This is a genomic window from Dyadobacter sp. BE31 (genome assembly GCF_031457695.1).
Classification (GTDB): domain Bacteria; phylum Bacteroidota; class Bacteroidia; order Cytophagales; family Spirosomataceae; genus Dyadobacter.
Map to the genome: position 1 here is coordinate 361960 of NZ_JAVDXA010000008.1, position 13565 is coordinate 375524.

General features: G+C 50.2%; 13 protein-coding genes. 3 read left to right on the top strand and 10 right to left on the bottom strand.

Annotated features, from left to right (window positions below):
* Positions 1–11 precede the first annotated feature (11 nt).
* A complete protein-coding gene (locus J2Y43_RS31480) occupies positions 12–1049 on the bottom strand; it encodes an aminopeptidase (RefSeq protein WP_309992200.1) in 1038 nt (345 codons plus the stop codon).
* Between the two features lie 376 nt (positions 1050–1425).
* Here J2Y43_RS31480 and recA point away from each other — a divergent pair, with 376 nt between their 5' ends.
* Positions 1426–2493 carry a recombinase RecA gene (gene recA, locus J2Y43_RS31485; RefSeq protein WP_106598071.1) on the top strand — a complete coding sequence of 356 codons (1068 nt, stop codon included), beginning with the start codon at positions 1426–1428 and terminating at the stop codon, positions 2491–2493.
* Between the two features lie 82 nt (positions 2494–2575).
* On the opposite strand, the gene J2Y43_RS31490 is transcribed toward recA, so the two are convergent.
* From J2Y43_RS31490 to J2Y43_RS31515, 6 genes are all read right to left on the bottom strand, one after another.
* A complete protein-coding gene (locus J2Y43_RS31490) occupies positions 2576–4114 on the bottom strand; it encodes a sigma 54-interacting transcriptional regulator (RefSeq protein WP_309992201.1) in 1539 nt (512 codons plus the stop codon).
* A gap of 15 nt (positions 4115–4129) precedes the next feature.
* Complete coding sequence (gene rny, locus J2Y43_RS31495; RefSeq protein ID WP_309992203.1) at positions 4130–5701, bottom strand: ribonuclease Y; 1572 nt, start codon at positions 5699–5701, stop codon at positions 4130–4132.
* A 120-nt stretch (positions 5702–5821) separates the two neighbouring features.
* Entirely contained in the window at positions 5822–6133 is a 312-nt protein-coding gene (gene zapA / locus J2Y43_RS31500; protein ID WP_090148933.1) for a cell division protein ZapA, read from the bottom strand.
* Positions 6130–6474 (bottom strand): hypothetical protein, encoded by a 345-nt coding sequence (locus tag J2Y43_RS31505; protein WP_012779629.1) that lies wholly within the window; start codon positions 6472–6474, stop codon positions 6130–6132. The genes zapA and J2Y43_RS31505 overlap by 4 nt, the downstream gene beginning before the upstream one ends.
* Positions 6475–6515: 41 nt before the next feature.
* Positions 6516–8945, bottom strand: coding sequence for a phenylalanine--tRNA ligase subunit beta (gene pheT / locus J2Y43_RS31510; RefSeq protein ID WP_309992207.1), 2430 nt, complete (start codon positions 8943–8945; stop codon positions 6516–6518).
* A 123-nt stretch (positions 8946–9068) separates the two neighbouring features.
* The gene (locus tag J2Y43_RS31515) at positions 9069–9722 is read right to left on the bottom strand and encodes a DUF1684 domain-containing protein (RefSeq protein WP_309992209.1); all 654 of its coding nucleotides are present in this window, start codon (positions 9720–9722) and stop codon (positions 9069–9071) included.
* Between the two features lie 187 nt (positions 9723–9909).
* On the opposite strand from J2Y43_RS31515, the gene J2Y43_RS31520 reads away from it, so the two are divergent.
* Together J2Y43_RS31520 and J2Y43_RS31525 are read left to right on the top strand one after the other, a co-directional pair.
* On the top strand, positions 9910–10287 hold the full coding sequence (locus tag J2Y43_RS31520; protein WP_090148939.1) for a response regulator: 378 nt from the start codon (positions 9910–9912) through the stop codon (positions 10285–10287).
* Positions 10288–10294: 7 nt separating this feature from the next.
* Positions 10295–11056 (top strand): MBL fold metallo-hydrolase, encoded by a 762-nt coding sequence (locus J2Y43_RS31525; RefSeq protein ID WP_309992212.1) that lies wholly within the window; start codon positions 10295–10297, stop codon positions 11054–11056.
* A 31-nt stretch (positions 11057–11087) separates the two neighbouring features.
* Here the strand turns inward: J2Y43_RS31525 and J2Y43_RS31530 are convergent, their stop codons facing one another.
* From J2Y43_RS31530 to J2Y43_RS31540, 3 genes are all read right to left on the bottom strand, one after another.
* Positions 11088–11957 carry an SDR family oxidoreductase gene (locus J2Y43_RS31530; RefSeq protein WP_309992215.1) on the bottom strand — a complete coding sequence of 290 codons (870 nt, stop codon included), beginning with the start codon at positions 11955–11957 and terminating at the stop codon, positions 11088–11090.
* 85 nt (positions 11958–12042) lie between these two features.
* Positions 12043–12870 (bottom strand): helix-turn-helix domain-containing protein, encoded by an 828-nt coding sequence (locus J2Y43_RS31535; RefSeq protein WP_309992217.1) that lies wholly within the window; start codon positions 12868–12870, stop codon positions 12043–12045.
* Entirely contained in the window at positions 12870–13562 is a 693-nt protein-coding gene (locus J2Y43_RS31540; protein WP_309992219.1) for a molybdopterin-dependent oxidoreductase, read from the bottom strand. Before J2Y43_RS31540 ends, J2Y43_RS31535 begins: the two co-directional genes overlap by 1 nt.
* Positions 13563–13565: the final 3 nt, after the last annotated feature.

A 13565-nucleotide genomic window follows, 5' to 3' on the forward strand; every position in this document is an offset into this window, starting at 1 on the left:
TTATGATAACATTACAGGGAAGGGTATTTGCCCTTTAAATGGTTCAGGTATTTCTTCAAATCCCCATCAAACTTCTTTTCAAATTCCTGCCTGAAACTGTCCTGTTTCGACTTGTAGGTCAGATAGCTGTTAAAGTAAGCATTATTGGGAAGTTTTCCGTCGGGCCAGCGGCTTTTGTTTGTTAACGTACGCTTGCCTGAAAGAAGTGTATCTGTCGCGCTGACGATATCAGTGATCAGTTTCATCTTCAATGAGTCCTTTTCAGGGCTCGGGGTTGGATTCGCACCGAATGTCCTATAAAGACTATCCAGTCGGCCCGCACCCCTAAGCATGTGCCGCGAATAGGCATCATTATACCGTTTGGAATACTCATACTGGCGCATTTGTTCCGAATCTGGGCCGTATTTGTATTTTAAAAACCGTATCGTGCCCTGGTCACCTACAAAACTGGCCAGGTTTTCATTGAGTTCCAGGTTACTTTTCACAAAAAGCGTACCATGTGTGAGCTCGTGCAATATCAGATTGGTCAGGCTGCCAACGCGTCGGACCAGCATGCTCGAAAGGATGGGGTCTTTCAGGTAACCCAGCGTCGACCAGGCCGATACTTCACCGATATCGGTGTCCAACCCGTTGTCGATCAGAATCTTTTCTTCGGCGACGGCGCGGGTCGAATCAAAATAGCCTTTGTAAGGGAATGTGCCCACAATCGGGAAATGCCATTGGTATGGCTCTATTTTATAGCGTTCCGAGGCTGTAATGAGCCATATCAGCGGGCGGCCGTGCTGATTGTAGAAGGTAGTATAATTATCAGACGGCGTCAGCCCGAGCGAGTCGACGCCGAATTGCTTGATCTCCTGAATGAGGCGGATCCTGGCTTTGAGCGAATCGGGAAACGTTTTACTGGCAAGTACATCTTCAACGTCTTCCACCTGCATGAGTATGCCAATTTGTCCTTTGGCCTGCAAAAATGCGTAAGTAAGCACATCCCTTTGCCAAATGCCGAGCAATACCACGACGGCCAGAAGGGCAAGCAATATTTTCTTGATCACAATTTCAATGTTAAAATGAATGCGGATGGCCGTGGGCCGGCTTTCGTGTAGCGGTAACCGGAAATGGCTTGCCGGAGCGCGCTGTTGTTGCTTGCAAAATTAGCCAATTGGCAGACATTTAAATATCGGCAACCCAGCTTCTTCACCGTTTGGTAATCTGTTGTCTCCGCTTGCATATCGCCGTTTTCATACTTCTGTTACAAACGCCGTAAAATGCGAAAATTTCGGGAAAAATTAAGTTTTAGGGCAAAATTCGGGTTGTTGTTTTAGTGGAAATTAGCTATTTTTACAAAACAATAAAGACCCATTTACGAGCGGTTTTTGTCCTGCAAAAGCCGCTTTTTTATGTACCAACCAAATTACTGTTACCATTTCTATGGCACAAGCAACAACAGATAAAGACAACAAACTAAAAGCGTTACAGACCACGCTCGAGAAGCTCGATAAGACTTACGGAAAAGGTACTGTGATGCGTCTGAGCGACACCAAAGTATTAGATATTCCGGTGATTTCGACCGGTTCACTGGGGCTTGACCTTGCGCTGGGCGTAGGTGGTGTTCCCCGCGGCCGTATTGTGGAGATCTACGGGCCTGAATCATCGGGTAAAACCACCTTGTCGATGCACTGCATTGCCGAGGCGCAAAAAAAAGGCGGACTAGCGGCGTTCATCGATGCGGAACACGCATTTGACCGTACCTACGCTGAAAAGCTCGGTATCGACACCAGCAACCTGCTTATTTCGCAGCCCGACAGCGGTGAGCAGGCGCTCGAAATCGCTGAGCACCTGATCAGCTCAGGAGCGGTGGACATTATCGTAATCGACTCTGTGGCGGCATTGGTACCACGCGCCGAGCTCGAAGGCGAAATGGGCGATAGCAAAATGGGCTTGCAGGCACGTTTGATGTCACAAGCGCTGCGTAAGCTCACAGGCGTGATCAACAAAACAGGATGCTGCTGCATCTTCATCAACCAGCTTCGCGAGAAGATCGGTGTGATGTTCGGTAACCCTGAAACCACTACCGGTGGTAATGCATTGAAATACTACGCCTCGGTGCGTTTGGATATCCGCCGGGTAGGCCAGATCAAGGAAAGCGCCGACGCGATCCTGGGTAACCGTACACGGGTGAAGGTTGTGAAAAATAAAGTAGCACCTCCATTCAAAGTGGTTGAATTCGATATCATGTATGGAGAAGGCGTTTCCAAAGTAGGGGAGATCATCGACCTTGCGGTGGAGCTGGATATCGTGAAAAAATCGGGCTCGTGGTTCAGCTACGAAGGCAACCGCCTCGGACAGGGCCGTGACGCCGTAAAGGCGCTGATCAAAGACAATCCTGAGCTGATGGATGAGCTGGAAGGCAAAATCCGCGGCCAGGTGAATACCGATCCGGATTCATTGATCGACACCAGCGAGCCGAATGTTGCAGACGACGGCTCTCCTGAATAAGCATTCAAGATAAGTCATAAAAAAATGCCCTGTTTCGAGCAGGGCATTTTTGTTTATAAGCTATTGGATTAACCCAGGCCTTTCAGAAAGGCTTACGGTCATCATCGTCGTCATCTTCGAAGTCGTAATCGTCTTCTCCGGGCCCGGAGAACATGCTGCTTACCAAATCCTGGAACTTCATGCCCTGGTCAAGCGCCTGCTTGCCTACGAGCGAGAATTCGGCCATGCCATGCAATGCGAATTCCATCATGAAGAGCTTTTCCTGGGCATCGCCGTAGGCTGAGAGCATATCCACGAAATCGTCCAGGCCGTCGATGGTTTTCAGCCGGGCAATGTACTCGCGGTCAGTCATGTCGGCAGGCATTTCCATTTCGTTGCCCGCGCCAAACCATTCCACCACTTTTGCGTAAGGATTGATCTTGCTTTTTTTGCTCTTCTCAGGATCCGGGAAGAAATTCAGGAACTGCGTACGGATCGCTTTGCCGATCAGGTTCTGCGCCACGATCACCGGGCCTTCCACTTCACCTTCATAAACCAATTCCACCTTGCCGCAAATTGCCGAAACGACCCCGTAAAGGTCCGAAATGCGCACGTAAGTTGAGCTTTCGCCGTTGATCAGCGCTCTTCTTTCGGCAGTGCTCAACAGACTTTCATAGGCCGAAATCGTCAGACGAGCGGAAACGCCACTTTTACTATCGACATATTCACTCTCGCGGGCTTCAAATGCAATTTGTTCGATGAGCGTTTTCACCAGCTCATTGACGCGCACAGTGCTTTTCTGCTCAGGTTTTACCACCGCTTCCTGTTCGGTAATGCGCTTGCCGGTCTCGATCGTTTTCGGGTAGTGCGTCACGATCTGGCTCTCGATCCGGTCTTTGAGCGGTGTAACAATGCTTCCGCGGTTGGTATAGTCCTCCGGGTTAGCCGTGAATACGAACTGAATATCGAGTGGTAACCGCAGTTTGAAACCGCGGATCTGAATATCGCCTTCCTGCAAAATATTGAACAACGCCACCTGAATACGCGCCTGCAAATCGGGTAGTTCGTTGATCACAAAAATACCACGGTGGGAGCGCGGGATCAATCCGAAATGGATCACCCGTTCATCTGAATACGGCAATTTCAATGTCGCTGCCTTGATAGGGTCTACATCACCGATCAAATCCGCAACCGAAACATCCGGCGTTGCCAGTTTCTCGGTATAGCGCTCATCGCGATGCAGCCATTCGATTTCCGTATCGTTGCCCTCTGCGGCCAAGATGTCTTTGGCATAGCGGGAAAGCGGGGCGAACGGGTCGTCGTGCAGCTCCGAATTTTTAATGTAAGGGATATACTCGTCGAGCAGGCTGACCATCATGCGCGCGATACGCGTCTTGGCCTGTCCGCGAAGGCCCAGGAAGTTGATGTTATGCATCGAAAGAATGGCCCTTTCCACGTCGGGAATGACCGTTTCTTCATAACCCCAGATTCCCGGGAAGATATTCTCCTTATTCCTGATCTTTTCAATCAGGTTATCTCTCAGCTCCTGCTTGATAGAACGCGACTGATAACCTGCTTTTTTTAGTTCTCCGAGCGTTCGGATTCCCAGTAGTTCTGTGCTTGTAAGCTTTGAGTATGTCATGTATGAAATAGTGGATTAACGCGCGTAAGCCACCGACCGCATTTCACGGATCACCGTGATCTTGATCTGGCCGGGGTACTGCATTTCTTTTTCAATTTTTTGCGAGATATCAAACGAGAGCAAGCCCGCTTTTTCGTCGGAAACATTGTCGGCGTCGATAATCACGCGCAGCTCGCGGCCTGCCTGGATCGCGTAGCATTTCTCCACGCCGTCGAATGAAAGCGCCAGGTTTTCCAGGTCGCGAAGGCGCTGGATGTACGATTCCATCATTTCGCGGCGTGCGCCCGGGCGTGAGCCTGAAATGGCATCACAAACCTGGATGATCGGCGAGAGGATTGAGGTCATTTCGATCTCGTCGTGGTGGGCTCCGATCGCATTGCAAACCTCAGGGTTCTCTTTGTATTTCTTGGCCAGTTCCATCCCCAGGATTGCGTGCGGCAGATCCGATTCCTCAGGCCATACTTTACCAATATCGTGGAGCAGACCCGCGCGTTTTGCCAGTTTGGTGTTCAAGCCAAGTTCAGCAGCCATAGTAGCGCACAATTTGGCTACTTCGCGGGAGTGTTGCAGCAGGTTTTGTCCATATGAAGAGCGGAAACGCATCCGGCCGATCATTTTCACCAGTTCAGGGTGCAAGCCGTGTATACCCATGTCGATCACGGTTCTTTCACCTATTTCGACGATTTCGTCTTCGATATTCTTACGCGTTTTAGCAACCACTTCCTCGATGCGGGCAGGGTGGATGCGGCCGTCCTGCACCAAACGGTGCAGTGACAGGCGTGCGATTTCTCTTCTTACAGGGTCGAAACCGGAGATAACGATCGCTTCCGGGGTATCATCCACGATAATCTCGACGCCGGTAGCCGCTTCCAGCGCGCGGATATTACGCCCTTCCCGGCCGATGATTTTACCTTTGATATCGTCGTTTTCAATGTTGAATACCGACACGCAGTTCTCGATTGCGTGCTCGGCGGCAGTGCGCTGGATGGTTTCGATAACGATCTTTTTAGCTTCTTTCGTAGCCGTAAGACGCGCCTCTTCCATGGCGCTTTTGATGTAGGATCCCGCGCGCGTTTCGGCTTCCGCTTTCAATGCGTCTACCAGCTGCTCACGTGCCTGCTCGGCGGTGAGGTTTGCGATTTTTTCGAGCTGGGCTACCTGTTGTTGCAGTGATTTTTCAGCTTCCTCCCGGCGCTTTGTTGCCGTTTCGAGCTGCTGGTTGAGGTTGTTTTTCAGGTTATCAAGCTCGTTTTCCTTACGCTTGGTCTGTTCCATGCTCTGGTTGAGGCTCTGCTCGCGCTGTTTGAGCTTCTGCTCGTTGCTTTGCAGGATGCTGCGCTTTTTATTGGCATCTTCTTCAAATTCCGATTTCAAACGGAGGTACTTTTCTTTCGCTTCGAGAATGCGGTCTTTTTTGATGTTTTCGGCTGCTACCTCGGCATTGCGGAGAATTTCAGCGGCACGGTCCTGGGCTTCTTTTTCCTTTGCGTCGAATGATCGCTGAAAGATGTACTTTCCTGCAAAAATACCCACACCTATGGCGATGATATCGGACAGGATAACGATGAAATACAATGAATTAGACATTTCAATAATGGTTATATATAGTTGGTTTTACCGACTACACCCGCGTTGAAATGCCGAAGATGGAAGAAATTGAAAGTATATTTTGCAGATACTCTAAAATCAAAGGGTCAGGTATGGGTGTCAGCTCTCAATAGCACTGGCGAGCGTTTCGTCCAGTTTTTCCACTCTGCTCTTAAAAGCCGCTACCAGGTCGTCCATTTCTTCCTGGTTCCGTTGTAATGCCACCAGGCATTCGATAGAGGTTAATGCAATAGCCTCTATATCACCGTATACTTTCCCTTTTAATTTATGCTGTTGCACACGCTGCATGAACACCTCATACCCATCCCTGTAGAATTTCTCCTGATCCGCCGGAACGCTCAGTTTGAAACCTCTGTCCAGCAGTTTTATAAAGACAGAAACGTCTGGATTAGGTATGCTATTTTTTTTCATAAGGTATCTTCAAGCAATTCGATGCACTTATCGATCTCCTGGATATATCTTTCAACTGATTCTTTCAGTTCGGCAATTGCGCCTGTTGGTGTCAGTTTACTAGTGACAAGTTTAGCGAAACTTTTAGACTTATTAAAGTCTTTTTCCAAAGAGGTGTATTTTTTCCTTATTTCTTTCGATTCTTCCGTGAGCTTCGCATTGGCGGCCCGGAGCTCGGCGTTTTCACGCTGGAGCTCTGAGATCGACCAGTTTAACTTCTCTTTATGATTGATCAGGATTTCGAGTTTTTTCTCGACGTCGGACAGTTTGTGTTCGATAATACGTTCGGTAGTCCTCTCCATTTTCCTCAACTGAAAAAATCCGACAATGAAAAAACTGTGGTTTACTTTCTGATCACCGCTTCAAATTCCCTTTCGTAGGTAGCGATCAGGCGCTGCATCGTTTTATCGATCACTTTGTCGGTGAGCGTTTGCTGCTCGTCCTGCAAAATGAAGCTGATCGAATACGATTTTTTGCCTTCCAGGTTCGCCCCCTCGTACACGTCGAACACGTTCACTGCGCGCAGCAGATTGCGCTCGGTTTTGTAGGCCGCCTGACGCAGCTCTTCGAAGGTTACTTTCTTGTTGAGCACCACCGAAAGATCGCGGCGTACTTCGGGGAACTTTGGTACTTCCGCATACTCAACGGCCGCATTGTACTGGCGCAGCAGGTATTCCCAGTCGAAATCGGCGTAGAAGACAGGCGCCTTAATGTCAAGCTTCTTGGCAACAGCTGCATTCAGCAAACCAAAGGATACGACCGGTTTTTTACCGGCCAGCAAGGTAAGGCCGCTTTTGAAAATGGCGCTGTCGGCTTCCTGCTTCTGCACTTCCCTGATTTTCATTGAAGTCAGAACCTGGTTTACAAACGCGGCCAGGTCATGGAAAACCACTTCGCGCGACTTCTCAAACCAGCTTTCCTGGCTGATATTGCCTGTCAGGAAAACCGATAGACGCTCTTTTTCGGTGTATTTGCCGTCTGTTTCATGGTAGGTTTTACCGAATTCAAATACTTTCAGATCCTTCTGGCGGCGGTTGCTGTTGTAGGCGATCACCTCAAGCCCGGAGAAAAGCAGTGTCTGGCGCATTACCGAGAGGTCTTCGCTGAGGTAATTCAGGATTTTTACCGGATTACCCGCAAGGCTCTCTCCCAATATGGCCTGATATTCAGGTTTGGTCAACGAGTTGTTGATCATCTCATTGAAACCATTGCCTACCAGCAGCTCGGCAACGCGCAGTTTGAGCTTTTCCGGGTCATTCACAGGGAAATCCGAAAGGTAATCAGAGCTCAATGCGTCCGAAAGCTCCACCTGACCGAATCCGTAAATGCGCAGAATCTCTTCGATCACATCGGCCTCACGCTGCACGTCTACCCGGTAAGGCGGCACAATGGCCGTAAAACCAGCCTCGGTTTCGTCTGTAACGCGGATATCAAGCGATTCGAGAATGCTTTTGATCAGCTCTTTTTCCAGCGACTTGCCGATCAGCCGGTCGATGTTTTTGTATTTGATATTTACCTTGAAATCCTCGATAGGCTCAGGGTAAATGTCGATAACGCCGGATGAAATGCTTCCGCCTGCTATCTGCTGGATCAATAGCGCAGCGCGTTTCAATGCGAAAAGCGGCATATTCGGGTCGGTGCCGCGCTCGAAACGGAACGACGAATCGGTTTTCAATGCAAAACGCTGCGCGGTCCTTCGCACCCACACAGGCGAGAAGTAGGCCGATTCTAGGAAGATAGAACTCGTGCCGTCGGTTACCCCGGACGTAAGTCCGCCGAACACACCGGCAATGCACATCGGCTCGGGATTGCCATCGACGCCTTCATTGCAAATCATCAGGTCGCCAGCCGAAATCTTGCGCTCAACACCGTCCAGCGTCACGAATGGCGTACCTTCGGCAAGGGTTGTCACAATCACTTTTTTACCCAAAACCTTATCCGCATCGAATGCGTGCATCGGCTGGCCGAGCTCGTGGCAAACGTAATTGGTAATGTCGACGATGTTATTGATCGCGCGGATACCGATCGTTTGCAGGCGCTGTTTGAGCCATTCCGGCGATTCGGCCACGGTAATACCCGAAATTGTCAGGCCGGAGTAGCGGGGGCAGGCCTCCGTATTACGAACCTCTACCGGAATCGGCAGAGTCTGGTTATCTACTTTAAATGCATCCACCGAAGGCAAGGTGATCTCGCGCTTTAAAACCGCTTTCAAATCGCGCGCTACACCATAGTGCGAGGCCGCATCAGCGCGGTTAGGCGTAAGGCCGATCTCGATCAGGTAATCCGATGAAATGCCGAAATATTCAGCGGCAGGCGTGCCATTGGGGAGCTGGGTGTCGAGTACGAGAATGCCCTCGTGCGAGGTGCCTACGCCCAGCTCATCTTCGGCACAGATCATCCCTTCGGAAAGCGCTCCGCGGATTTTAGATTTTTTCAGAACCAGCGGCTGGTCGCTGCCGGTCGGATATAAGGTAGCGCCCACGGTCGCTACGATCACTTTTTGCCCGGCAGCCACATTCGGCGCGCCGCAAACGATGGAAAGGGGCGTTTCGCCGCCCACGTCCACGGTCGTCAGGCTCAAACGGTCGGCTTCCGGGTGCTTCTCACACGTGAGTACCTGACCGATCACCACGCCCTGCAAGCCGCCTTTTATCGATTCGATCTCTTCAATACCTTCGACTTCCAGCCCGGTGCCCGTTAGCAAACGGTCGATTTGTTCGGGTGTTTCAGTAATTTCAATTAAATCTTTAAGCCACTTATAAGAGATCTTCATCTAGAATGCTTTAATAACAATAAAAATTCAGGCGCAGCAAATGCGGCCTGTCTGCAAAATTAATGATTTAGTTTGAACGGCATTCGGGCATTTGATGCCGCGTGCTTGTTTTTTATCGGGCCATCACTCCTCGTGTGTGGCTTCCTCAGTCACTTCGCCTGCGTGAATGGCGACTCTCAACGTGTTTTCGGCAGGCGGCACCGGACAGGCGTAGCTTTCCTGGTAGGCGCAATAAGGGTTATAGGCCTTGTTGAAGTCGAGCACTATGGTGTTGTTCTTGATCTGATCCACCGGATAATCCAGGTAACGACCGCCGCCATAGGTCTGTTTCCCGCTGGTGCCATCGCGGAAAAGCACCGAAATAGTGCCCTCGTTCTTTAAAAGCAGCAGTTTTTGCGGCTGACCTTCGATGCTGAAATTGGCATAGCCGTATTTTTCATATTTCTCGGTGGTGCCGTCAGTATATTTCACGATTACCTCCTTATCGTCTTGCATGTAGGGAGAGATATTGGCTTTCACACGGAATGCCAGGCTCGGCTCGAAATAATGCAGGCCGTGAAAGCTCTCCTTATCCTTGATAGGGGAGTCGTCGCCGGACTTGAACTGCTCGTCCTTGGCGGCGCGTTCTTCGAGGATCTTGGCCTTATATGCCGCCGGGTTGGCCGCGACGGCATCATCGGAGCTGCTGGTGCCTGCCATATTTTCAATAATGAAGTAAGCAAGGATCGCAATGAACATTGCGATCGTGCTGTATCGGATCACTTTATTTTTGAACATAATAAGGATAATAGGGTAATCGGACTGCAAACTTACACCCGATCGCGCGCTTTGAAAAAGTATGGAAGGTTTATTTACTTTTTTGGAATAATTTTGAAACTTCGCGACCATCGGGTTTGCGATGTTGGTTGAAATATATCTAAATTGACCTGGGAAAAAACTTTAAACACAATACCTGCCCCATTGTATGTCATACACAAAACGAGTACTCATTGCCGAAGACAGTTCAGTTATTCAAAACCTGGCAAGGAAGATTCTGGAATTTCAGCATTATGAAATCACTTCCGTGAAAAACGGCGAGCAAGTGCTGCAATTGCTTGAAAAGGAGGATTTTGATATCATTCTTTTGGACATCAATATGCCAGTGATGGATGGAATGGAATGTGCGAGAAGCATCCGCAAATTGTCTGACGAGAAGAAGGCCAAAACGCCGATCGTAGCGATTACGGGCAATGCCAAAAATTATTCAGACGAAGATTTCAAAGAAGCAGGATTTGACGATGCGCTGATGAAGCCGTTGAATTTCGACCGCCTGGTTGAAGTGGTGGCGCATCTGACCGAATAAACACCTGATGAGGATTACATTTTTAGGAACCGGCACATCGCAGGGAATACCGGTTATTGCCTGCGATTGTGTCGTTTGCCGTTCTAATGATCAGCATGACAAGCGCTTAAGAACTTCCGTGTGGATTCAGACCCACGGGAAATCGTTTGTAGTTGATACTGGCCCCGACTTCCGCCAGCAAATGCTCCGCGCTAAGGTGAAGGATCTGGACGCGGCTATTTTCACCCACCAACACAAGGACCATACCGCCGGCCTAGACGACATCCGCGCGTTCAACCACCGCCAGCAAATGGATATCCCCCTTTACGGCAGGCAGGAAGTCTTGAACCAGATCAAAACCGAATTTGCCTACGCATTTGCCGAAAAGCGCTACCCGGGTGTTCCGCATTTTTCGCTGCATCCCATTGAAAACGAGCAGTTTGAGATAGAAGGTGTGAAGGTGATTCCTATTGAGGTAATGCATCATAAGCTTCCCGTTTTCGGCTACCGGATCGGGGATTTTACCTACATTACCGACGCTAATTACATTTCCGAAGAAGAGCAGGAGAAAATCAAAGGTTCGCAGGTGCTGGTGCTCGACACGCTGCAAAAAGAGCCGCATCTTTCGCATTTCACCCTTTCACAAGCGCTCGATCTGATCGACAAGCTGAATGTGCCCCAGGCTTATCTGACACATATGAGCCATAAACTAGGCCTGCACGCGGTGATTGAAAGCGAGTTGCCGCCGCACGTGCATCTGGCGTACGACGGCCTTGTGCTGGATCTTTGAGCTGGCAACCAACAAGAAGGGAAGCCCCTTGTTAGCCGAACAGGCTACTGTGATCCTTCACGAACTGCTCGAAGCTGAATGCGCTTTTTGCTGTGATATTTTCAACGGTGCTACGTACCAGCGCGGCTTCCCCGCGCGCATAATGGGCGTAGTCCTCGATCAAGCCACCTACCTGCCACTGGGGAAAACCGGCGGCTTCCAAACCTGCTTGCATTTGTTCGGGGGTGACGTCTATAAATTGTACAGGTTTGCTTAAAACCCGGGAAAAAATAGCAGCGATTTGATGGTGGCTAAGCGCCTCTGGTCCGGTCAAATCGTATACCTTATTTTCATGTCCGGTTTCAGTCAGACATGCGGCGGCCACTGCGGCAATATCTCTTACATCTATCGCGCTTACCCGGGCATTGCCGACGGAGGCAAAAAACTGGCCTTGGTCGCTGATGTATTCTTTGAAGGCTAATAGCCCCTGCATATATAAATTGGGCCTGAGAAACGTGTAGGTCAGCCCCAATGATCTGATCTTGTTTTCAACCCTGGCATGGTAGCGCAGAAACCGGACGGGCGAGTATTCGCTTGCGGCAAACTGGGATAATTTGACAATATGCCGGACACCGGCCCTGTGAGCAGCCTCCGCAAAGCCGATCTGCAAGCGCTCGGCCTGTTCGGATGAATTGGTCAAAAGAAAGGCCCTTTCTATTCCTTCGAGAGCTGCTTCAAAGCTGGCCGGATCGGCCAGGTCGCCCGTAACGACTTCCACATTTGGGATCGTTGTCAAATTTCCGGCTTGTGAGCCGGGCCTTACCAGCGCTTTGATCCGCACATTTGCAGACGCTAGTTTTTGAATCAATTGCGCGCCTACCGATCCGGTAGCGCCTGTCAGAAAGATTGTTGCCTGTTTCATAGATTGTGATTTTTAATGAACAGGACAAAATTCATCGTTGCGCGGCCCGAAAAATTGTAAGAAAACGAAAACGACAGGTTTCGCCTCAATCACCGATCCGGCAAACTGCCGACTGAAATTTGATATACCGGCTTGGCGTTAGATTCAGATAGTGATTAAAGTCGTGAATAAGCTGACTCTGGTCATAATAGCCGCACGCTTCGACGATTTGATGCCAGTCAATTTTGTGTGGCGGGTTTTGCAGCAATCGTACAGCTTCTAAAAACCGGTCGTAACGCGCTCTTTCCTTGGCGGTGTATCCCAGAAACTTTTTGTGGTTTAATTGCACGTTCCGCTCGCTTTGTCCGGTTTTTTGCGCCACTGCTTTGATCGGACTTACCGCACGGTAATCGGAGGCTGCTTCGGAAATGCCCTCGAACAGGGCATCGCGGCATTTCAGGTAAGGCCTGCAAAAGTCAAGCAGTAGCGCCGTCCGGTTATCCGCCGGCTCGTATCTCAGCCGAAGCCATAGTTGAGAGAAGCAATTCTGCTGCAAAAGCTGGTCGGGGTGCACCGTTACAAGCCCCGACATCAGCGCCGGGCCAAAGAAGCGGTAAAATGCATCGTCTTTGAAATTGACCACGAACAGATCCGCCGCCGGGGACAGGGTATATGCAATAGGCTGCTTAATCGGCCCAAGCACCAGGCATTGGTCCAGCGTAAGCGAATCCCCTCCGGATTTAAAGATGATCGGGGTCCCGAAGCTGAATACCAGAATGGTCTGAAAACTGGGAGCCAGTATTTTTGCAATATCCTTGTGTCCGCTATTCTGCGCAGCGTAGCAATAGGTTATCACCTCCAAAAATTCATCCGGAACTTGTATCCGGCGCTCGCAGTAATCTTCGCTGCCGTCGTGCATGGCCGTTTTATGCATTAGCTATACCGGTCGTTGCGCCACGGGTAGGCCGTATTGGAATACCCTCTCAACTCCCAGAATCCAAGTTGATTTTTAGGTAAAAACTGGATGCGACTGATCCATTTGCTGCCTTTCCAGGCATAAAGCTGCGGGGTGATCATGCGTACCGGGCCGCCGTGGTCGCGTTCGAGGGGCTTGCCGTCGGCGGTATGCACGAGCAGCACGTCTTCTTTGAGCGCTTCTTGCAGTGAAAGATTGGTCGTGTATTGGTCGTAACCATGGCAGAGCACGTGTGTAGCGGTCGGTTTGGGCATGACCAATGCGGCAATATCAACCAGGCGCACGCCCACCCAGGGCACGTCCATGCGCGACCAGGTGGTTACGCAATGAAAATCGCTTACATCGTTGGTTTGAGGTAATGCCATGAAATCGTCCCAGGTCAGCATGAGAGGCGATTCCACCTCGCCATCGACGACCAGCTTCCATTTGCTAAGCGGCACATCCGGCTTGAAACCCAGGTCTAATACAGGCCATTTGACGGTCTTAGTCTGACCTACCGGCAGCTGGGGCATCCCGTGGCGGTTGGGCGCGCCGCTTCCCATGGGCCGGGTATCAGAAACAGAAGGTGTTTCCGCCATTTGCTGCTCGAAGCGGGCTTTGAGCTTCATCCGCGCTTCGATGATTTTATCGAGTTTGCTGTTTTCTTCCATGTC

Coding starts and splice junctions, on each gene's coding strand:
- J2Y43_RS31530 (WP_309992215.1), bottom strand. CDS start 11,957: ATGAAACAGGCAACAATCTTTCTGACAGGCGCTACCGGATCGGTAGGC.
- J2Y43_RS31540 (WP_309992219.1), bottom strand. CDS start 13,562: ATGGAAGAAAACAGCAAACTCGATAAAATCATCGAAGCGCGGATGAAG.
- rny (WP_309992203.1), bottom strand. CDS start 5,701: ATGTCTAATTCATTGTATTTCATCGTTATCCTGTCCGATATCATCGCC.
- J2Y43_RS31525 (WP_309992212.1), top strand. CDS start 10,295: ATGAGGATTACATTTTTAGGAACCGGCACATCGCAGGGAATACCGGTT.
- zapA (WP_090148933.1), bottom strand. CDS start 6,133: ATGAAAAAAAATAGCATACCTAATCCAGACGTTTCTGTCTTTATAAAA.
- J2Y43_RS31535 (WP_309992217.1), bottom strand. CDS start 12,870: ATGCATAAAACGGCCATGCACGACGGCAGCGAAGATTACTGCGAGCGC.
- J2Y43_RS31520 (WP_090148939.1), top strand. CDS start 9,910: ATGTCATACACAAAACGAGTACTCATTGCCGAAGACAGTTCAGTTATT.
- pheT (WP_309992207.1), bottom strand. CDS start 8,945: ATGAAGATCTCTTATAAGTGGCTTAAAGATTTAATTGAAATTACTGAA.
- J2Y43_RS31515 (WP_309992209.1), bottom strand. CDS start 9,722: ATGTTCAAAAATAAAGTGATCCGATACAGCACGATCGCAATGTTCATT.
- J2Y43_RS31490 (WP_309992201.1), bottom strand. CDS start 4,114: ATGACATACTCAAAGCTTACAAGCACAGAACTACTGGGAATCCGAACG.
- J2Y43_RS31505 (WP_012779629.1), bottom strand. CDS start 6,474: ATGGAGAGGACTACCGAACGTATTATCGAACACAAACTGTCCGACGTC.
- recA (WP_106598071.1), top strand. CDS start 1,426: ATGGCACAAGCAACAACAGATAAAGACAACAAACTAAAAGCGTTACAG.